Origin of the sequence: Paenibacillus sp. FSL W8-0439 (assembly GCF_038008995.1) — a bacterium.
Lineage (GTDB): Bacteria > Bacillota > Bacilli > Paenibacillales > Paenibacillaceae > Paenibacillus > Paenibacillus polymyxa.
This window is the reverse complement of record NZ_JBBPAK010000001.1, coordinates 1,917,775-1,937,850: the sequence shown is the minus strand read 5'-3', so window position 1 is coordinate 1,937,850 and position 20,076 is coordinate 1,917,775. Positions and strand designations below refer to the sequence as shown.

20 protein-coding genes are annotated in these 20,076 nt (G+C 45.0%); 9 read left to right on the top strand and 11 right to left on the bottom strand.

Going from position 1 to position 20,076, the window contains the following annotated elements:
- Nucleotides 1–39: 39 nt before the first annotated feature.
- On the bottom strand, nt 40–801 hold the full coding sequence (locus MKX36_RS08485; RefSeq protein ID WP_016819729.1) for a YesL family protein: 762 nt from the start codon (nt 799–801) through the stop codon (nt 40–42).
- 217 nt (nt 802–1,018) lie between these two features.
- Nucleotides 1,019–2,596, bottom strand: a complete 1,578-nt coding sequence (locus tag MKX36_RS08480; RefSeq protein ID WP_013370492.1) for a DEAD/DEAH box helicase — start codon at nt 2,594–2,596, stop codon at nt 1,019–1,021.
- 326 nt (nt 2,597–2,922) lie between these two features.
- Here MKX36_RS08480 and MKX36_RS08475 point away from each other — a divergent pair, with 326 nt between their 5' ends.
- The 4 genes from MKX36_RS08475 to MKX36_RS08460 all read left to right on the top strand — a co-directional run bounded on the left by MKX36_RS08475 (nt 2,923) and on the right by MKX36_RS08460 (nt 7,065).
- On the top strand, nt 2,923–3,744 hold the full coding sequence (locus tag MKX36_RS08475; RefSeq protein ID WP_016819728.1) for a YitT family protein: 822 nt from the start codon (nt 2,923–2,925) through the stop codon (nt 3,742–3,744).
- A gap of 172 nt (nt 3,745–3,916) precedes the next feature.
- Nucleotides 3,917–4,105 carry a hypothetical protein gene (locus MKX36_RS08470; RefSeq protein ID WP_014599634.1) on the top strand — a complete coding sequence of 63 codons (189 nt, stop codon included), beginning with the start codon at nt 3,917–3,919 and terminating at the stop codon, nt 4,103–4,105.
- 217 nt (nt 4,106–4,322) lie between these two features.
- The gene (locus MKX36_RS08465) at nt 4,323–5,501 is read left to right on the top strand and encodes a putative glycoside hydrolase (RefSeq protein ID WP_340864535.1); all 1,179 of its coding nucleotides are present in this window, start codon (nt 4,323–4,325) and stop codon (nt 5,499–5,501) included.
- Nucleotides 5,502–5,694: 193 nt separating this feature from the next.
- Complete coding sequence (locus tag MKX36_RS08460) at nt 5,695–7,065, top strand: MATE family efflux transporter (protein WP_031463242.1); 1,371 nt, start codon at nt 5,695–5,697, stop codon at nt 7,063–7,065.
- On the opposite strand, the gene MKX36_RS08455 is transcribed toward MKX36_RS08460, so the two are convergent.
- The 5 genes from MKX36_RS08455 to MKX36_RS08435 all read right to left on the bottom strand — a co-directional run bounded on the left by MKX36_RS08455 (nt 7,062) and on the right by MKX36_RS08435 (nt 11,522).
- A complete protein-coding gene (locus tag MKX36_RS08455) occupies nt 7,062–7,271 on the bottom strand; it encodes a DUF3906 family protein (RefSeq protein WP_017425844.1) in 210 nt (69 codons plus the stop codon). The genes MKX36_RS08460 and MKX36_RS08455 overlap by 4 nt on opposite strands.
- Before the next feature lie 117 nt (nt 7,272–7,388).
- Nucleotides 7,389–8,360: a 6-phosphofructokinase gene (pfkA, locus tag MKX36_RS08450; RefSeq protein WP_016819724.1), complete on the bottom strand. Its 972-nt coding sequence runs from the start codon at nt 8,358–8,360 to the stop codon at nt 7,389–7,391.
- A 23-nt stretch (nt 8,361–8,383) separates the two neighbouring features.
- Complete coding sequence (locus MKX36_RS08445; RefSeq protein ID WP_016819723.1) at nt 8,384–9,463, bottom strand: tetraprenyl-beta-curcumene synthase family protein; 1,080 nt, start codon at nt 9,461–9,463, stop codon at nt 8,384–8,386.
- Between the two features lie 237 nt (nt 9,464–9,700).
- A complete protein-coding gene (locus MKX36_RS08440) occupies nt 9,701–11,116 on the bottom strand; it encodes an MATE family efflux transporter (RefSeq protein WP_019686905.1) in 1,416 nt (471 codons plus the stop codon).
- A gap of 208 nt (nt 11,117–11,324) precedes the next feature.
- Nucleotides 11,325–11,522 (bottom strand): cold shock domain-containing protein, encoded by a 198-nt coding sequence (locus MKX36_RS08435; RefSeq protein ID WP_016819721.1) that lies wholly within the window; start codon nt 11,520–11,522, stop codon nt 11,325–11,327.
- A 173-nt stretch (nt 11,523–11,695) separates the two neighbouring features.
- Here MKX36_RS08435 and MKX36_RS08430 point away from each other — a divergent pair, with 173 nt between their 5' ends.
- The 5 genes from MKX36_RS08430 (at nt 11,696) to MKX36_RS08410 (ending at nt 15,651) form a co-directional block, all read left to right on the top strand.
- A complete protein-coding gene (locus tag MKX36_RS08430) occupies nt 11,696–11,929 on the top strand; it encodes a hypothetical protein (RefSeq protein ID WP_014599632.1) in 234 nt (77 codons plus the stop codon).
- A 7-nt stretch (nt 11,930–11,936) separates the two neighbouring features.
- The gene (locus MKX36_RS08425) at nt 11,937–12,125 is read left to right on the top strand and encodes a hypothetical protein (RefSeq protein ID WP_016819720.1); all 189 of its coding nucleotides are present in this window, start codon (nt 11,937–11,939) and stop codon (nt 12,123–12,125) included.
- Nucleotides 12,126–12,324: 199 nt separating this feature from the next.
- A complete protein-coding gene (pepF, locus tag MKX36_RS08420) occupies nt 12,325–14,121 on the top strand; it encodes an oligoendopeptidase F (RefSeq protein ID WP_340866086.1) in 1,797 nt (598 codons plus the stop codon).
- A 56-nt stretch (nt 14,122–14,177) separates the two neighbouring features.
- Nucleotides 14,178–14,600 (top strand): LapA family protein, encoded by a 423-nt coding sequence (locus MKX36_RS08415; protein ID WP_016819718.1) that lies wholly within the window; start codon nt 14,178–14,180, stop codon nt 14,598–14,600.
- A 13-nt stretch (nt 14,601–14,613) separates the two neighbouring features.
- Nucleotides 14,614–15,651, top strand: coding sequence for a M42 family metallopeptidase (locus MKX36_RS08410; protein ID WP_016819717.1), 1,038 nt, complete (start codon nt 14,614–14,616; stop codon nt 15,649–15,651).
- Between the two features lie 89 nt (nt 15,652–15,740).
- On the opposite strand, the gene MKX36_RS08405 is transcribed toward MKX36_RS08410, so the two are convergent.
- The 4 genes from MKX36_RS08405 to MKX36_RS08390 all read right to left on the bottom strand — a co-directional run bounded on the left by MKX36_RS08405 (nt 15,741) and on the right by MKX36_RS08390 (nt 20,049).
- A complete protein-coding gene (locus MKX36_RS08405) occupies nt 15,741–17,690 on the bottom strand; it encodes an ABC-F family ATP-binding cassette domain-containing protein (protein ID WP_340864534.1) in 1,950 nt (649 codons plus the stop codon).
- Between the two features lie 121 nt (nt 17,691–17,811).
- Nucleotides 17,812–18,390, bottom strand: coding sequence for a TetR/AcrR family transcriptional regulator (locus tag MKX36_RS08400; RefSeq protein WP_016819715.1), 579 nt, complete (start codon nt 18,388–18,390; stop codon nt 17,812–17,814).
- A 65-nt stretch (nt 18,391–18,455) separates the two neighbouring features.
- The gene (locus MKX36_RS08395) at nt 18,456–19,262 is read right to left on the bottom strand and encodes a DUF92 domain-containing protein (protein WP_025364557.1); all 807 of its coding nucleotides are present in this window, start codon (nt 19,260–19,262) and stop codon (nt 18,456–18,458) included.
- 163 nt (nt 19,263–19,425) lie between these two features.
- Nucleotides 19,426–20,049 (bottom strand): fumarylacetoacetate hydrolase family protein, encoded by a 624-nt coding sequence (locus MKX36_RS08390; RefSeq protein ID WP_340864533.1) that lies wholly within the window; start codon nt 20,047–20,049, stop codon nt 19,426–19,428.
- Between the last annotated feature and the right edge of the window lie 27 nt (nt 20,050–20,076).

The following is a 20,076-nucleotide window of genomic DNA, read 5'->3' as shown; positions in this document are numbered from 1 at the left end:
CACTCAGAAAGTAAATCCTAGGAGAAATATGTTTTATTTTTAGAGGTTATCACTTTTCTTGTCTTCAATGGTTGCCTTTTCTTCGTCTTTCTGTTTCATTTTCTCCATTTGATCCTGCATTTTGAGGAAGGTTCCGTAAAAATTAAAAAAAGCGAACCAGGCAACTACACTGCCGATGAAGAATAAGAAAAGCACGGGATATTTAACTCCAATGTATATAACAACGGCGCTGCCGAGCATGGTGGAAAATACACGGAATGGTCGAATCAGCGTCAATAAAACCGCATTTTTAATAATTTGTCCGGTAGACATATGATAATGAGCTACCATCGAAAAGAAGTTAAACATAGACACAAGCAAAATAATGATGAGGATCAGCATGATAACACCCACGATTTGCAAGTTGCTGAGCTGTGTCATATATACAGTGTAATCCACATACATGACGACAAACAGTAACGTGTAAAAGATACCCCCAATCAGACTCTGCTTATAGTTCTCTTTATATCCTTTAAAGAAGGTACGAAACACGCCTGTATCGGTATCGCCCATCACCCATTTGCGAACCACTGAGAACAAAGCCGATGTTGCTGGAAATAAAGTAAGCGGTGCCAAAATAGCCATCGCCCAGTTCATTTGTAACGATTCATTCGCCAAATTCTGATTCATAACCAGTAATTTCAGTATGAGGCAGAATACAAAAGGCGATGAACATAACACCCACAACAAATTGCTAGCCGCCAGCCGGGTAATCCACTCGGTTAGGCGGTAAATCCCCCCCATAGCTCCTTTAAATTCCAATGTTAGTCTCTCCCTCCGCAAGCCTTGGCAGTTCCAAGACTTATGTTGCTATGCCTGTTAATTCCGGCTCTTGACTATATCATACCGTATTTCATCCCTAAAGCGCTAGTGAAATCCATACGTGGTCCATTAAAGTAAATCCCATAAAATTCATACTTACCGATCAAAAAAAGTCGAAGCTAGCATTAGCTTCGACTTTTTAATCATTTATTTCTTATTATTCAGAAGAGGAATCTTCACGTCTTGCAGGACGGCGAGTTTCGCCATTGCTGCTTGGGCGTGGTTTGCGATCTCCACTATAGCGGCTTCCGGAATCACGGTTGTAGCCACCGCCTTCTTTGCCACGGTTGTAACCGCCGTATCCACCTTTACTGCCGCTACCGCCACGGTTGGAATTGTAGCCACCGTTGCTGCGTCCACTATAGTTGGAAGGCTTGCGTCCGCCAGAACGCACGTCTGGTTTACGACGTTTTGCACGGATCGGATCTTCCGGAGTCAGCTCAATAGATGCCTCTCTCTTCTCACCAGTCATCAGCTTCAGAGCAGCAGAGAGTAGTTGTACAGAATCATATTGCTCCAGCATTTGAATAGCCAAACCTTTGTACTCATTCAGCTCGCCTTTTTCTACAACCTCTAGAAGGCGTTCTGCGATGATACGTTGTTTGCCTTCCAGAGCTTCTGCCAACGTTGGAAGAGGCTTACGTGGAATGCGGTGACGGGTTACACGCTCAATGAAATGCAAATGGTCAATTTCACGAGGCGTTACGAATGACCAAGCTTCCCCTTCTTTACCTGCACGTCCCGTACGTCCGATACGGTGAACATAGCTCTCTGGATCTTGCGGAAGGTCAAAGTTCACAACGTGAGTTACGCCAGAAACGTCCAAACCACGGGCAGCAACGTCAGTCGCTACGAGTACGTCAATACTTCCGTCACGGAATTTACGCATAACAGCATCACGCTGGTTTTGAGACAAGTCACCATGCAAACCGTCTGCGGAATAACCACGTTTTTGCAGAGCTTCAGCCAGCTCGTCTACCCGGCGCTTAGTGCGACCGAATACGATAGCAAGTTCTGGGGATTCCATGTCGATCAAACGGCTTAATGCTTCGAATTTTTGACGCTCAGGAACTTCAATATAGGCCTGATCAATCAGCGGAGCACTAACTTGTTTAGGAATAACGGATACATGCTCAGGATCTTTAAGGAATTGCTCAGCCAATCTTTTAATGTTAGGAGGCATTGTAGCCGAGAACAGCATCGTTTGACGCTCGTCTGGAACCTGCTTCAGAATGGACTGAATATCTTCCATGAAGCCCATGTCCAGCATTTCATCTGCTTCATCCAAAACAACGGTGTTTACGTCTTCTAGCTTAATGGTTTTACGATTAATATGATCAAGCAAACGTCCTGGTGTACCGATAATAATTTGAGGTTTCTTTTTCAAAGCGCGAATCTGGCGTACGATATCTTGTCCACCATAGATCGGCAAAGTGCGAAGACCTTTAAAACGGGAGAGTTTTTCGATTTCTTCAGCCACTTGAATAGCAAGCTCTCGTGTTGGAGCCATAATCAGGGCTCTGATTTTTTCATCGTTCTTAGAAATTTTATTGATCATCGGAATACCAAACGCAGCAGTTTTACCAGTACCTGTTTGGGCTTGACCAATCATGTCTTTCCCTTGCAATGCAATCGGGATGGATTTGGATTGAATAGGTGTTGCTTCTTCAAACCCCAGCTCCGTAATCGCCTGAATTACCTTCGGTTCAAGATCAAATTCTGCAAATGTCGTCAAATTTATTCAAACTCCTTCATAATGGTGGATGTGGTGGACAATCCACAATGTTGTCTGTATTCTTAAGTAGCGATATTATTGTATAAGTTTTCCCCAATACAGTGACAGTTTATTTAACTCTATAACTGCATCTTTCTGTAATGAATTCGGGGAACCCTATCCGATACATCTTAAACGAATTTATCCTTTTTAAAACAGTTTAAATTTTAAGTGTTTCTCTGGACATAGGTCCCTACTCAAGAATATCCACATCGCATTATAGCACAGAACAATTCATGAATACCAGTAAGTTGCTTTCTGTATAATTAAAATGAGGTGAAAAAAAGTTGTTAAAAATAGTGTTAAACTGCTTAACTGTTATTCTTGGAGCCGCTGCCATAGCATGCGGTTTTAATCTGTTTCTCGTCCCACATCACTTACTGAGCGGGGGAGTAGCCGGACTTTCCATGCTAATTGGGTATTTCACAAAATTCGATATCAGCACCATGTATTTTATCATCAATATCCCGATGCTTATTGCAGGCTGGTTTATTTTAGGCAAGCGTTTTATTAGTCTGAGCATTCTATCGGTTATCGTTACCACGTGGATTTTGGCCTGGGTACCCGTACAATCTGTTGTGTCTGATCCCCTGCTGGCCTCTGTCTTTGGTGGGGTAATGGTCGGCGTTGGGGCGGGTATTTCCTTTCGGGTAGGAGGGTCTACGGGCGGTTTTGACATTATCGGCTCCATCGTTACCACATATCGTGACTTCCCCGTCGGAACTGTACTTGTGGGCATGAATGGACTGGTCATTCTCGCAGCAGGATATTTGAACGATGATTGGAATATTGCACTGGCTTCTATGTTATCCATTTTTGTGACTGGTAAAGTGTTGGATCAAATCTATGTAAGCCATACGAAGATCACCGTCTACATCATTACAGAGCACACTGACCAGCTACTCAGCCGAATGTTGACCACGCCACGAGGTGTCAGCAAAATAAAAATTGAAGGTGCATTTTCACATACCGAAAAGGACATGCTGATGACTGTTACGACACGCTACGAGCTTGTTGAATTAAAACGCATCATTAAGGAAGTAGACCCTTCTGCTTTTGTCAATATTGTGGAAACGGTTGGAGTAATGGGTTCATTCCGCCGAAGATAAGCACAAACCCAAGTGTCAAAATACTGTTTTTGTGGTACACTGTATGTGCGCTGTTCCCATAGTATATAAAGACCAGCTTTACCTGCTATTTCACAGGCACTTTGCTTTTCCGAATCGTATTGAATGATTCTTTTGGAATGATTCCGAGCAGGAAAGGGTGATTTTTGTGGAAATGGAAACGGTAAAACTGTCCGACATTGTCTTAAGATGGTACCCGGAAATGCTCCCTTCTCTCAAAAAGAATGAGCTAAACTCGATGATTGTGCTTCGAGACGGGTTGTCCATACTCAAGCCAACGGATGCGCTTGAAATTATTCAGTACAGTATTTGTGAGCACCAAGACAATAACTATCTTCAATAAATTTTTTTGCCAAGTGCCGCTTCTTCCGGTTGCATCCACAATCGTGAAGAGAGCGGCATTATTTATGCCTATTTACGGATTCATCGAGCGATAGTTAGGTTAATCATATAAGACTATGCCTGATGATACCAGTATTGGTTACAAGCGTGTTGTTTTTTCGATCCATAACTTTACGTATAATCAGGTAAGCGCCATACATAAGGGAGAGAGTTAGGAAATGAATATGATTTGGGCAATTATGCTATTGGCAATGGGAATAGGCGGAAACGGGGGCCAGTCAGCCAACGCTCCAAATGTAAAAGATACGGTGGCAACGACAATCAGCAGTGCCATGATCCAGGCACAACACAGTAATACAAAGGTAGATGCCTCCAATCCGCCGGTTAAAATTGACCCACAGCCGACCACGCCAGCTATTAAAGGTATCTATGTCACAGCCTATAGCGCAGGCGGTTCACGTATGACTCAGCTACTCGAATTACTGGACAAGACAGAGCTCAATTCCATGGTTATCGATATTAAGGACGATGCAGGTTACATCACTTATCCAACGACCAACCCCGAGCTTCTGAAATTGGGCAAGCCGCAAAAATTCATTAAAGATATTTCCGGTTTGATGGACCGTTTGAAAAAACATAATGTCTATCCGATTGCTCGTATTGTTGTATTTAAGGATACGGTATTGGCCAACAAAAATCCTGAGATGTCCTTCCGCAATGCTGACGGCTCTGTTTGGAAAAACGGCAAGGGAGATGGGTTCGTCAATCCCTATAATAAAGAAGTATGGGATTATAATATCGCCATTGCCAAGGAAGCAGCAAAACTCGGTTTTAAGGAAATCCAATTTGACTATGTACGTTTCCCTGAAGGTTTTGAAAAAAGAGCAGACAAACTAAAATATACCAAATCCGATCAATCCCGCTCGGATACGGTCGCTGAATTCGTACAATATGCCCGTAAAGAGCTTGCTCCACTAGGTGTGAGGGTATCGGTAGATATTTTCGGATATGCCGCATCCGTTCCTGCTGCCGAGGGTATCGGACAGGATTTCACTAAAATTTCTGAAAATGTGGATGTCATTTCACCGATGGTTTATCCAAGTCACTATACAACAGGCTGGTTTGGTGTAAAGGACCCAGATAAAAACCCCTACCAGACGATCAAAGGCTCCATGACCGATACACACAAAAAACTCGATCCTACAGGCAAGCTAAAGCCAATTATTCGTCCGTGGATTCAGGATTTTACCGCAAGTTGGTTAGGAAGCGGACATTATGCCAAGTATGGGAAAACACAAGTCGAGGACCAAATTCGCGCGCTTAAGGACATGAAGGTGGACGAATATTTACTCTGGAATGCCACTAACCGCTATACAAGCGGAGTAACCTACAAATAACTATCCTTCTGACTCCTCTTTTTTTATACGAATTTTAGAACTTATATCTTTATTATCGAAGACTGCCCCGTTGTTTGACGAACGGATGCAGTCTTTTTTATGGCTGTTCAATTGTTGCAGTATCCCTTACAATAAAATTTACATGTTATGATATGTACAAATAATCAACCCCTAGTAAATGAGGATAACAAAAATGCAATTGACTCTAACCATGGGACAGAAATGGAAGCAGCTTTTTTACATTTTGCTCCCTATTCTGATTACCCAGCTTGCACTCTCTGCCATGACTTTTTTCGACACGAATATGTCGGGACACTTTTCCCCTGCCGATCTAGCTGGAGTAGCTATCGGAGTAAGCCTATGGGTCCCTGTACAAACAGGCCTTAATGGCATACTTATGGCTATTACCCCCATTGTATCCCAATTGGTGGGTGCACAACGCAAAGATAAAGTCTCCTACTATGTCATTCAGGCTCTTTGGCTGTCTCTCGCCCTATCCATCGTCGTTTTAATTGCTGGCATCATTTTGGTAAAGCCTATATTAAACGGTATGAATCTGGAATTGAGAGTTCATAATGTGGCTCTGTACTATCTTTGTGCGATGGCCTTTGGTGTTGTCCCTCTATTTGCCTACACTGTGCTCCGAAGCTTTATGGATGCATTAGGACAGACCCGTTTTACGATGTTAATCACGCTCATGTCATTGCCCATCAATGTTTTATTGAACTATCTACTTATTTATGGTAACTGGGGTTTTCCCCGTTTGGGGGGTGTAGGCTCCGGGGTAGCAACGGCTACCACCTACTGGATTATTATGCTGGTCGCTGGTATTACTGCGCATTGGGGAAAAATATTTGCCGAATACCGAATCTTTAGCAAAATATACGGGATTGCGGCCAGTGCTTTAAAAGAACTTATCAAAATCGGGGTACCTATTGGATTTGCTATATTTTTTGAGACTGCCGTCTTTTCAGCTGTCACGCTCTTCATGAGCAGCTATAACACAGCTACCATAGCCGCTCATCAGGCAGCCATGAACTTTGCATCTACGCTGTATATGATTCCACTCAGTATTTGCATGGCACTTACGATTTTGGTCGGATTTGAAACAGGAGCTTCCCGTCCACGAGATGCCAAAACGTATAGCGTAATGGGCATTAGCAGCGCAGTAGGCCTATCATTGATTACAGCTATTATACTGCTTATCTGGGGTGAACAGGTCGCTCGACTTTACTCTACTGACCTGCAGGTCATTCAATTGGCCCAGCACTTTTTAATCTATGCGATTTTCTTTCAGATCTCTGATGCTGTCGCTACACCAACACAAGGAGCGCTACGCGGGTATAAAGATGTCAATCCGGCCTTTTTACTCACATTCCTGTCCTATTGGGTAATTGGGCTTCCTGTAGGGTATATACTTGCACGCTGGACCACGTGGGGACCTTACGGCTACTGGATTGGCTTGATTACAGGTCTGGCCGTAGGCGCCATTTTACTTCTCTGGCGTTTGGTAAGAGTGCAACATCGTTTTGCCGAACAAAAACAACACGCAAAGGCTACTTAGTCTTTGCGTGTTTCGATTACATATGCTACACCAGCAGTAATTCGTTTCTTCTCTACGATAGCCACTTCCTTTAGCTCGGGGGGATATAAAAAGTGTCTCTCCACATGTTGGTCCATTTCCTCAAATGCCTGTTCCTCATTCTCAGCAGCAAGAATGACGGTCAGTGCTCCTTCCGAGCTGTCCACTTCCATTTTGAATAAATACATGCATGATTACCTCCTGACCCCTATTCAAAGCTAAAAAAATAGCGGATGACTCAGGTCATCCGCATAATTTTAATTTTCCCCATATCAGAGCCCATCTACTAAACGTAAAGGTTCTTATTATTGGGACAAACGCAGAGCCAACTCATAAAGCTCCATGTTGAAATCTTTTTTGGTGCTTACAACCTTGCCAATATCTGTAGCTACCAGCTTACCGTCGATCGTTCCGCAAGCTTTGTCAGATACACCCTCAATCAATTGACGAACAGCAAAGTCACCCAAACGGCTTGCCAGGTTGCGGTCAAACGCGGTTGGTGTACCTCCACGTTGAATGTGTCCAAGCACTGTAACACGAGGCTCATAATCCGGACAGTTTTCTTGGATTACTTTGGCTACTGTTTCGCCTTTGCCTACACCCTCAGCAACGATAATGATACTGTGGCGTTTGCCATGTTTGAAGTTTTGTTTCATCCGATCGGATACTTCATTCAGGTCAAATTCTACCTCAGGTACCAAGATCGTTTCTGCACCGGAAGCCAGACCCGCATGGAGAGCAATATCTCCACAATGGCGTCCCATAACTTCCACGATGGAAGAACGTTCATGGGAAGACATCGTATCACGCAGCTTGTTGATTGCGTCCACTACAATACTTACCGCCGTATCAAAACCAATGGTGTAGTCTGTGAAGGAAATATCATTGTCAATTGTTCCTGGAAGACACATGGTTTTAATGCCTTGCTTGGTCAGCTTGTTAGCCCCTTGATAAGAACCGTCGCCACCGATGACGACTACGCCGTCAATTCCACGATTACGCAAAATTTCAGCGCCACGCTTCTGACCTTCTTCAGTCGTAAATTCCAGACATCTTGCAGATTGAAGTACAGTACCCCCACGTTGGATAATATCTCCGACGCTTCTCAGGTCCATTGGAAAAATATCATCGTTCAAAAGACCTTGATATCCACGTTGAATCCCGAATACTTCCAGTCCAAAATACAATCCGCTACGCACGACGGCGCGAACTGCCGCGTTCATCCCTTGTGAATCTCCACCACTTGTTAATACTGCAATTTTCTTAACTGCTGTCATGATTTATGACCTCCTCAAAATAATCATATAAGCCTTCTTATCCATCGACTGTTTAATAAGAAAAACAAACGCATGAGCGGACTATTTTTCATTAAACGTCTCGAAACAGCGCGAACATCCTGCTGCTCACTAACTTTAGGGTCGGATAAATATAAAGCCAGCAATCCCTCGATAATCATCCGGTGAAAGGAGCTGGCAGGGACATCTGCAATATCAGCCCGCGCCCGATTCACAACGTAGGCGATCCGGTCCAGCATCATGTCGGTATCTTCATAATAATTGCAAAAGTTAAGATCTCCGCCCTTCCGGTCTTCGTCTTGATCGATTAGATAATCCAGCAAAATATGAAGACTGCACACATGTGGAAAATACGATGCATGTATTGAGGCAGCCCCCGCATCTGTGAGATGCCGGTCGCTGGCAGCAAGAAACAGCATAAAGACCCCCAGGGTTGAGCCAGTAGCCGCAGCAAACTCGTTCCAGCGCAGCTCGGGTGTACGATCTTTATGAATCGACCACCAGTCCAAAAGCGCTTGTTCCCGCAGCTCGGGTTTAATATGCTTGTATACTTGCAAATCCGTGTATAATCGCGCCAAATCCTGAACGTAAGGCATTGCCGCCTCATAGCCCGGAAGCCTGCTTACACAAGACTGACAGGTTGTCACCAGCCCGGTCAAATAACCGCCATCCTCCTGCTCACGACGCAACTCATAATAATTCACTGGCCTAGCCGTCGGATTAACCGCATCCAGCATCGACTGATGCAGCAACCTGAAATCATCCGGGTCCATCGACGTACTGCGATCACACAGGTTGTCCAGATAATCGCTAATCGTCTGGTACGCCACAATCAGTGGAATTAGCGTCTGCCGGTCAGACATATTGGCTGCAGCATAAACCGCTCCCCCCACGCAGTGAAACGTCTTCTCTGCTATGCTCGCAAGCGCCTGACTTCTCAGCTCAGGGTCCGGAATTTGTTCGGCCTTGCTCTTCCAGTTACTCAATTCTTGTTTCGTTTCAGGGAGAATGTGCTTGTACATTCGGCTCATTAGACCTATGGGGCCTCTCGGTACTTGATAACGTCCTTGCTCAACATAACTCAAATGACGGTGCCTCCACATTGTTGTCTACGTAATTATACCTATCCAAACCATATTCATTATAATATGATCGACCTTTTAGCACAAATGAACAACCTCACTTTTTTCTTTACTATTCAAGAAAAATGAGCTCTTCTCACAAAAACGCTTTGTAGCCGTGCCACTGAATTAGCCAAAAATAACAGTCAAACTAGATCCACCCTTATAAAACTTTAATCGCAAATAGTAGAATTGTCCTATCTATCCCTTGTCCTCGGCCAGCTTCATGCCTTGGTTTCCCTCTCCCATGCTAGCCTGCTTCCATTTTCCGAAAACGTAATAGAAAATAACTGCTACGGCGGAGATCGTAAAACCAATAGGAAAGCTCCACCATACAGCATCCAGCCCATACTCATCGACAAATGCATAGGCCAAAGGTATACGAATGCCCCATAATGAAATAATGGTAATGAACAGCGGCACCATTACAGAGCCCGTAGATCGAACAACCCCTGTAATGACATTGGTAATACCGAATATAACAAAAGACCACAAGGTGATCAGATTAATCTGCATACCCAGTTCCAATGCCCCTCCCGTAGAAGGAAGAAACATCAGTAAGGCTTGACGGTTAAATACGTAAATAAATATTACAGCCCCACCAGTCAATACAAAATTATACACAATCCCAATCCAGGTTGTCCTGCGCACTCGATCCCAGCGTCCGGCTCCGATATTTTGAGCGGCGAAGGAAGATACGGCTGCACCTAACGCCATGGCCGGCATCTGCACATAGCTGGACAAATTGTTAGCTGCTGTATAGGCTGCCGCTGCGACTGTCCCGTAGCCGTTGATCAGGTTCATTAAAGCAATCGCACTGGTGGAGACAGCAATCATCTGCAGTCCCATCGGGACTCCTTTACGAATAAGAGTCCAAATAATCTTCCAATCAAATTGAAGTAAGTGAAGCTCTGAAGATGTAATGCGCAGAAAGTATTTTACACGATATAGGTAAATGAGAATCAATACAAAGCTGATCCCTTGAGCAATCAGGGTAGCTGTGGCGGAGCCTCCGATGCCCATAGCAGGGATCGGCCCCCATCCGAATATGAGTAGTGGGTTGAGTAAAACATCCAGTACGACGGAAACGAGCAGAAAATAAAATGGTGTTTTGGAATCTCCAGCCCCTCTCATTACGGTCATGATGTAGTTATATCCGTACAAAAAGGGCATACCCGCGAAAATAATGCGCGTATAGGTGATCGCCATATCGACTGATTCGGCAGGCGTATTGAGCACATGAAGAATCCAAGGTGAGCCCAAAAACCCAATAATACCTATAGCAAAAGCAAGCACCAGGAAAAAGACAGCGCTTGTACCTACTACACGCTTCGTTTCTGCTATGTCACCCGCTCCGATATGTTGTCCAATCAGAATAGTGGCCGCCATGGTGACTCCAAAAATCGAGCTGATCAGAAAGAACATTATAATATTTCCATTCGAAGCGGCAGTCAATGCGGCTTCTCCCAGAAACTTCCCAACCCAGATTGAATTAATCGTTCCATTCAAGGATTGCAAAATGTTTCCGAACAGCATCGGCAAAGAGAACATAAACAGTGTTTTGGCAATAGGGCCTTCAATCAGGGAAGGATTACGATTAGCCTCTGCTGCACTCATTTTCTCAGCTCCCTCAACTTAAGATAACTCACGCTTAGTTTTATTACGTATAATACCCTATTCCGGCCCAACCTTCTCATATCATAAACGTTTTTACGCAAAAAAGCGCAGCTCCTTAAATGTAAGGAACTGCGCTCTCAATTCATCGTTTAACCGTAATATATAAGACATCCGTAAAAACGGAACATTTCTTACAATTCAGTTACACTTACAGTTTGATTACGTTAGCTGCTTGTGGTCCACGGTTGCCTTCAGTAATTTCGAATTCAACATCTTGACCTTCTTCCAAAGTTTTAAAACCGTCGCCTTGGATTGCGGAGAAATGTACAAATACATCCTCGCCACCATCCACTTGGATGAAGCCATAACCTTTTTCTGCGTTAAACCATTTAACTGTACCTTTCAAGTGAACAACCTCCTAAAAATACCGCCATCTATGGCGAATATCCATATTATACTTCATGCTTTTTCACATTGCAATTGGTGTTTTTCCGGGTTTTACGGTCTGGAATGATTTGCTTTTGCGGCAGAAACTGCGGTATCATGAACCAAAACATCTATAAAATCGGAGACATGCATATGATGAAAAAACACGAAATATACAAAAAAGACAAGTGGAATATGATGACTGTCGAGGTGCAGGGCCGTTACATCGTTCTGCGGGAAATATCTGATGATTGGGGCGAGGAAGCTCACACGTTTTTGAGCCGTCCGGCGCTGATGCATTGGGCTGAAAATCGTTTCCCCAAGCAGTCCTTTCAAGATAATGAGGAAGAGTGGCAGCGGATCATGAACGCTTTCAAACAGGTGTAGCCTATTCATGGTGTCCAACAGCTATCTCATCTTCATTATTCTGGCCTTCACGCTGGGCGGAGTGCTGATCATGAAGCGTGAAACGATACCGACTCCTCTCAAAAAGTGGATGGCCCTCACTGCCGTAATCATGATTTGCCTTGCCTTTTATCTTATTGTATACAGCTTATTAAATATAGGTTCCAACCCACAGTAAGGAAAATTATACTTTCAGGGGCAAAAGGTCATACTATGGCATAACAAGCCATGGTATAAGGAGGATATGCCGTTACATGCATCCTGTAAAACCTCTTGCCCTGCTGCTTACGGTAAGCGTGGCGGTTTCTTCGTTTTGGCATCCGTCCCTTACCGCCGCAGCCCTATCCCACATTACGTTCGATCAGAGGAGGCTCTCCATGAGTGAAATTGTAAAACGCGCTGATGCGCCAGTGGAAAATACATGGAAACTGGAAGACCTGTTCCCCAACCGCAAGGCATGGCATCAAGAATACGAAGAAGTCAAACAATTGGCCAAAAAGGCTGCTCAATTCCAAGGCAAGCTCAATTCAGCCGAAGCGATTGGCAACTGCTTCAAACTCGAAGATGAGCTGTCACTTAAAACCGAGCGTGTATATGTGTATGCCCATCTTCACCATGATGAAGATACGGCTGAACCTACATATCAGGGTCTTTCGCAAAAAGCTAAAAAACTAGGCGTGGAAGTCAGCGAGTCTCTTTCATTCGTGACACCTGAAATTTTGGCGCTGCCCGATCATCAGCTTGATGCCTTCATTGAAGATCCGAAGCTTTCGGATTATAAGTTTACACTTCAAGAAATGAAGCGGGAAAAAGCTCATATTTTGGGCAAAACAGAAGAAGCACTGCTCGCTCAGGTTGGCAATCTGGCTCAAGCCCCGCAAACAATTTTCGGGATGCTTAACAACGCGGATCTGAAGTTTCCGAAAATCAAGGATGAGCATGGCAAAGAGGTCGAGCTGACTCATGGTAGCTACATCCAATTTCTCGAAAGTCCACACCGCGAAGTACGTGAACGTGCTTTTAAAGCGGTTTATGACACATATGCCAAAAATAAAAATACGATTGCCTCTACATTGAGTGCTAATGTGAACAAAAATATTTTTTATTCTCGTGTTCGCAAATACCCTTCCGTACTGGAAATGTCACTATACGGTGATAATATTCCGAAAGAAGTGTATACGAATCTTATTGATACGATTCATGAAAGCTTGCCCCTGCTTCACCGTTATATCAAGCTGCGTAAGAAGCTGTTAGGTGTGGATGAGCTTCATATGTATGATTTATTCGCTCCGCTTGTGGACGAATACAAGATGGACATTACGTATGAAGACGCCAAAAAGCAAACCAAAGAAGGCCTTAAGCCTCTGGGCGAGGACTATCTGGCTTCATTGCAAAAAGGCTACGATGAGCGCTGGATTGACGTATACGAAAATGAAAATAAGCGTACAGGCGCCTATAGCTGGGGAGCTTATGGCACCCACCCTTTTGTGCTCCTGAACCATAAAGATAACCTGAACAGCATGTTCACGCTTGCGCATGAAATGGGGCATGCGCTGCATTCGTACTATTCAGACAACGCATTGAAGTACCGGGATGCACAGTATACCATTTTCCTGGCTGAAGTGGCTTCCACTACTAATGAAGCCTTGCTGATGGATTATTTGCTGAACAAGTCTACCGATCCAAAAGAGAAAATGTACCTTCTCACCTACTATGCGGACCAATTCCGTACAACAGTATTCCGTCAAACGATGTTTGCGGAATTTGAGAAGATTGTACATGAGCGTGCTGAACAGGGAGAATCCCTTACACCGCAGCTTTTGTCGGAGATTTACTATGATTTGAATGTGAAATATCACGGACCTGGCATGAAGGTAGACAAAGACATAGAAATGGAATGGGCACGAATACCTCATTTCTATAACAGCTTCTATGTCTACAAATATGCTACCGGCTTCTCGGCAGCAACCAGTTTTTCGAAACAGATTCTGGAAGAAGGCCAGCCAGCCGTTGACCGTTACTTAGGCTTCCTAAAGAGCGGTGGCAGTGATTATTCAATCAATATTTTGAAGAAAGCTGGCGTTGACATGTCCTCTCCGCAGCCGATTCGCGAAGCCATGAGCGTATTTGAAGAAGTCATTACGGAAATGGAAAAGCTAACTGAAGGAAAGTAAAACCGTGCACACTTCGAATCCCGCATTAAAAAGATGCACGGATAAATCCCTTGTCCATGGAGGACAAGGGATTTTATAATGTAACGGGAGGAGGTGGCATTTTGAAAACACAATGGTCTTTGATTGCAGCACTTGTTATAGCTTTGTTAACAGCTGTTTTTGCTGTTATTAATGTCAATTCGGTTCAAGTGAACCTTCTGTTTAGCAGGGTCAGCATTCCTTTGATTCTGCTTATTCTCGGTTGCACTCTTTTAGGTGGACTTATTGTCGGTTCTTTCGGAATCTTCCGTCAATATAGGCTTCAGAGAGAGATCAAGCGTCTGACTAATCAGCTTCATACACTACAAGAAGAGCACACATCGGCAGTGGAAGCATACGCGAATGTGTCCAATGACACGACTGGTTCTTCCAGCACGGTGTCTACATCCGACCCAGGTATAGAGCAACCGTCCTCTAACCCTGATCGGTTGTCCAAATGAGGAGGAGCAACAAATGACAATTCAATTCAATGAAAACTATATCATGAGCTTTTTAAATCAGCTTTTGAACACGCCCAGTCCTAGCGGATATACACATCATGTGATGGAGCTGATTCGTAAGGAAGCCGAAAAGCTAGGGGTACCCATCGAATGGAATGCAAAAGGTGGTGCTATCCTGACTCTGGAAGGTGAAGAAACGGACCATACAGTGGCGCTTAGCGCGCATGTGGATACATTGGGGGCGATGGTTCGTTCGATTACAGCGCAAGGTACCCTACGCCTGACATCTGTGGGTGGCTTCATGATGAACAGCATTGAGAACGAATACTGCCTTATTCATACCAGAAGCGGACAAACGTATACGGGCACTATTCTATCCAGCCACCCATCCGTGCACGTCTATGATGATGCACGAAGCTTTGAGCGCAAGGAGAGCCATATGGAGGTACGGATTGACGAGCTTGTCGAGTCGAAAGAAGACGTGCTTCAGCTCGGTATTTCGGTGGGCGATTTTATTTCGTTCGAAGCGCGCCCAGTCGTAACGCCCAGTGGCTTTATCAAGTCGCGGCACTTGGATGATAAAGCCAGCGTAGCGGCACTGTTTGGTTTATTAGAATCATCTGTACATGGAGGCTGGAAGCCTCGACATACTGTTAAATTGCTCATTTCCAACTATGAGGAAGTGGGGCACGGAGCGGCCTACATACCTGAAGGAATCAGTGAGATGATTGCTGTCGACATGGGCTGCATAGGTGAAGATCTGAGCTGCAAGGAAACGGACGTTTCCATCTGTGCCAAAGACTCCTCAGGCCCTTACGACTATAACATGACGACCCGTCTGATTGAGCTGGCCAAGGAGCTGAATATTCCGTATGCGGTAGATATTTATCCGCACTATGGTTCAGACGCTTCGGCTGCGCTTAAAGCAGGCAATAACATTCGTGCCGCACTGATCGGACCTGGCGTACACGCCTCTCACGCAATGGAGCGCACGCATAAGCAGGCCGTATTAAACACTGCCCGTCTGCTCGTGGCTTATGTAACAGCCTAACCATTCTATGCTGCATGGAAAACAGGTGCACATACTTCTACTTCTACAAAAAAGCAAGCCTCCATCTAAATGGAGACTTGCTTTTATTTTTAAGATTTACTTTGTTCAATTTGCTCGGCTAGCTCATTCAAATAGGTCCAACGTTCCATTTGGTACTCTAGATGCTGTTCAGCCTTCGCTTGCTCAGCCATCAGCTCCTGCAACCGTGCCGAATCGCTGAAAGATTCCTCCATCTGTCGCTGAATGTCGACCAGTTTCTGTTCGGCTTGTTCAATCAGCTCATCAATCTGCTCATATTCCCGCTGTTCCTTAAAGGTAAATTTAAGCTTGGGTTTATTTGCCCCATTGACTGATTCGGAAGGACCCGCAGACTTAGGTGCAGAAGACCGATTCGAGGAAGCTGTGCCCGGCGAGACAGACGTATTCGCAGAAAGCTGTGCATTTTTACTGATCCATTCTGCATACTCGCTATAGTCGCCTACATGTACACGTACCTGTCCATTCCCTTCGAATGCCAGTATTTTGTCCACGGTCCGATCCAGGAAATAACGATCATGGGAAACGATAAAAACTACGCCTGGGAATTCATCCAGATAGTCTTCCAAAACGGAAAGAGTCTGAATATCGAGATCATTTGTCGGTTCATCCAGCAATAGTACATTTGGTGCGGACATAAGGACACGCAGCAGATACAAGCGACGTTTTTCGCCCCCGGACAAACGAGAAATAACCGTCCATTGCGCACTTGGTGCAAACAGAAAACGCTCCAGCATCTGCGCAGCTGTAATCGTCGAACCATCTGCCGTACGAATCACTTCCGCTTCTTCCTTAATATATTCAATGACACGCAAGGATTCGTCCATTTCCTGATGTTCTTGAGTAAAATAACCGAGCTTCACAGTTGGTCCCAATACAACACTGCCGGAATCTGGTTCTACACGCTGGGCAATCATTTGGAGCAGAGTGGATTTTCCACTACCGTTAGGTCCCAGGATGCCCACACGATCACCAGGAACCGCAATGTAACTCAAATCCTGAATCAGCTTACGGGAATCTACCGATTTGGACAAATGCTCGATCTCCAATATCTTTTTACCCAGACGTGTGGAGGCCACGGACATATCTACAGATCCAGAACGAGCTTCCGGTTGCTGATCCCTAAGCTGCTCATATCGGTCAATACGCGCTTTCTGCTTGGTCGAACGTGCTTTTGCTCCTCGACGAATCCAGGCCAGCTCATTACGCAGCAGGTTCTTCCTTTTTTGTTCCGAAGATGCTTCCCGCTCCTCGCGTTCTGCCTTCAGCTCCAGAAAACGGGTATAGTTAGCCTCATAACGGAAAAGGCGACCATGATCCAGCTCTAACATGACATTAGCAACTCTATCCAGAAAATAGCGATCATGCGTGATCATTAACAACGCACCACGTCTCTTTTGCAAATATTGCTCCAACCACGCAACGGAATCATTATCAATATGGTTGGTAGGCTCGTCCAAAATGAGCAGCTCACAAGGTTGGATCAAAGCCGCAGCCAAAGCAACCCGTTTACGCTGACCACCAGAGAGAACGCCCATACGAGACTCAAACTGAGTGATTCCCAGTCGGGTAAGTATATTTTTGGCCTCGCTCTCCAGCTGCCATGCTTGAAACGTATCCATTTGCTGACTTGCTCGCAGCAGGCGGTTTTGGAGCTCCTCGCTACCCGGATTCAATTCCAGTAATTCCATCGTTTCTGTATATTCACGCACTGCTTTCATTTCAAGCTGGTTTCCATGAAAAATATGCTGGAGTACCTTCATTTCAGGATCAAACTCCGGATTTTGTGCCAGATACTGAATTCGCACATCGTTGTTCACTGCAATATTACCGTCATCTGGCGGCTCTAGGCCGGAAATTACACGTAAAAACGTTGATTTGCCAGTACCATTTACACCAACAACCCCTATTTTGTCGCGCTCATCCATACCAAAGGAAACATCCTCGAACAACATTTTCTCGCCGTAGCTTTTGGTTATATGTTCAACGGTCATAATATTCATTACAGATTCCCTACTCTTCCCCGATTTTGTGATGCATCTTGTTTATTTTAACACAGACACAGCCAATGATTAAAAAAACCGTTAGCTGAACAAAGCCAGTACGGTTTTAAAAGACCACATGTCAGAATTTTTGTACTCCGGCCTCACAGCCATGCATAAATAAATTAGCTGCCAATGCAGCCGTCTGATCCACGTCACATGCACGGAAATTTTGGTTCAACAAAATATCCATTTTTAGGCGTTCCATCATACCAATGAATGCCTTGGCATGAAATTCGGGCTGCGGCACACCCTCTGACGCCAGTTTATTTTTGACCAGATCGGTATAGTCCTGAATAAATCCCCGCATAAACTCCATAAGATCAGGGTCACTATTAGGAGTCATAAAAAATAATTTAGTATGCTGCTTGCGTTTGTAATAATAGTGGAGATGCAAATTCGCCATCCGCAGCAGTCCCTCTCCCAAAGTACGATTGACCAATGCACCTTGCATTTCGGATAGATATTGTTCGCAATCTCTACGTGTGACTGCTGTAAATAACTGCTCTTTACTTTTAAAGTACAAGTATACCGTACCTTTAGCAACACCCGCTTGTTCTGCAATTTCGGAAATTTTGCTTTCATAAAAGCCTTTGGTGCCGAAGACAGTGTAAGCGGCGTCCAAAATAGCTTCATATTTATCTCCGTGCATATCCCCCATCTTTGCACCTCCTGAAACAATGATTGAAGCACGCAGTTATTCTCTAGAACGATCTCCAGCCTGGCTCATAGCATAAAGAAGATACCTGCAAGAGCGACCAATCCTCCGAAAATAGAGCTGATGCTATTCACCCGATCATTGCTCATCCAATGCCAGCCTCGTAGATAAACTGTCGTTTGCCCACAATGCAAGTCTACCTCTACTTCCCGTTTGCAAACTGGGCAGAAACGCATCAACTGCACTGTAGCACCAAGATAGGAATCAGCGAAGGCTCCAGCACTGCCAGATAACCCTCCGATCAGTGCCCACAGCCATATTGGCAATTCCGGCATACCTACGGCGTATCCAAAGCCCCATGCGCCTATACCGATCAGTATGCCACCGGCCAAGGCCGCAGCCGTTCCCAATACAGATACTCCTCCCGAGGTTCCGGGTGCCAGCACCTTCCCGGTAAGCACCGAACGAGGCGGCTTACGACTCAGGCTTCCAAATTCCGTTGCCCACGTATCAGCTGTGACTGTAGCCATAACACCGACAAATGCCAGTTGCCAAGCAACATGAGGCCATATCGCATGACCTAGACATAGCAGCATGCCTAATCCCCCATTGGCCCACACTTGTCCTGCATCCCGGTTACCGGTTTTGGCATATGACTTTTCGAGCTCAGCCTTGCGCTCCTTTTTGAACTTCGACAATAGAGTAGACGTGATAAAAAATAAGAGCAATGTGCCGAACCAAAACAGGTTGCCCGCCCCATAATACACAGTTCCCATCAGTACAGCCGCAGCAAAGCCGGATAAGGTTAAGGATTTTTTATAAAATGCAGCCCCCGCCACTACAGCAGCGGAAAGTAATCCGATGATCCAGTCCATGATATACCCCCGCATTTGAGATGAATCTCTGTTTTTCGCTTTTAGTTCTGTATATCATTGTACAATGCTATACGCTTATATAAAAGCCGTGCCCCATGCTTTCGCACAGGACACGGCCTTCACAAGGCTTTTTAAATCATCTTCATTAATGCCGTCTGTAGATTTAGCCGATGATGAAGCTTCCCTGACGGTCACTCCCCCAATAAAGCTCAAAGTGGTCCCCGCTCGCTGTAGGCCCTACACCCGCCGGAGTGCCTGTAAAAATAATGTCACCCTCACCCAGTCCATATTGAGTCGCTATATATTCAACGATGTGCTGGATGGAAAAGATCATGTCCTTGACATGCCCACGCTGCACCTCTTGTCCATTTTTGAGCAAGGAAAAATCCTGCTGCTCCAGCATGTCCAAGCTCTCTAAAGGCAAGAACGGTGTCACAGGTGCAGACGATTTAAAGCCTTTGGCAGCAGTCCATGGATGACCTTTTTTCTTGAGCGTACTTTGTACATCACGCAGGGTAAAATCAATGCCAAACGCAAAAGCGTTCAGACACGCACCTGCGGTCATGCCTGGTTCGTAGTTACGTCCTACAGCCACCACCAGTTCAGTCTCAAAATGAATATCTCCCTTACCCTGAGGAAGCTCCAGCTTAGCACCATCCAATGGCACAACCGCATGAGATGGTTTCAAGAAAATCATCGGTTCTGAGGGAACATCATTCCCCAGTTCCTCCGCATGCAACTTATAATTGCGTCCGACACAATAAACATTACGAATTTCCACATTCATTACGATCCGTCACCCTTTCTGCGTATG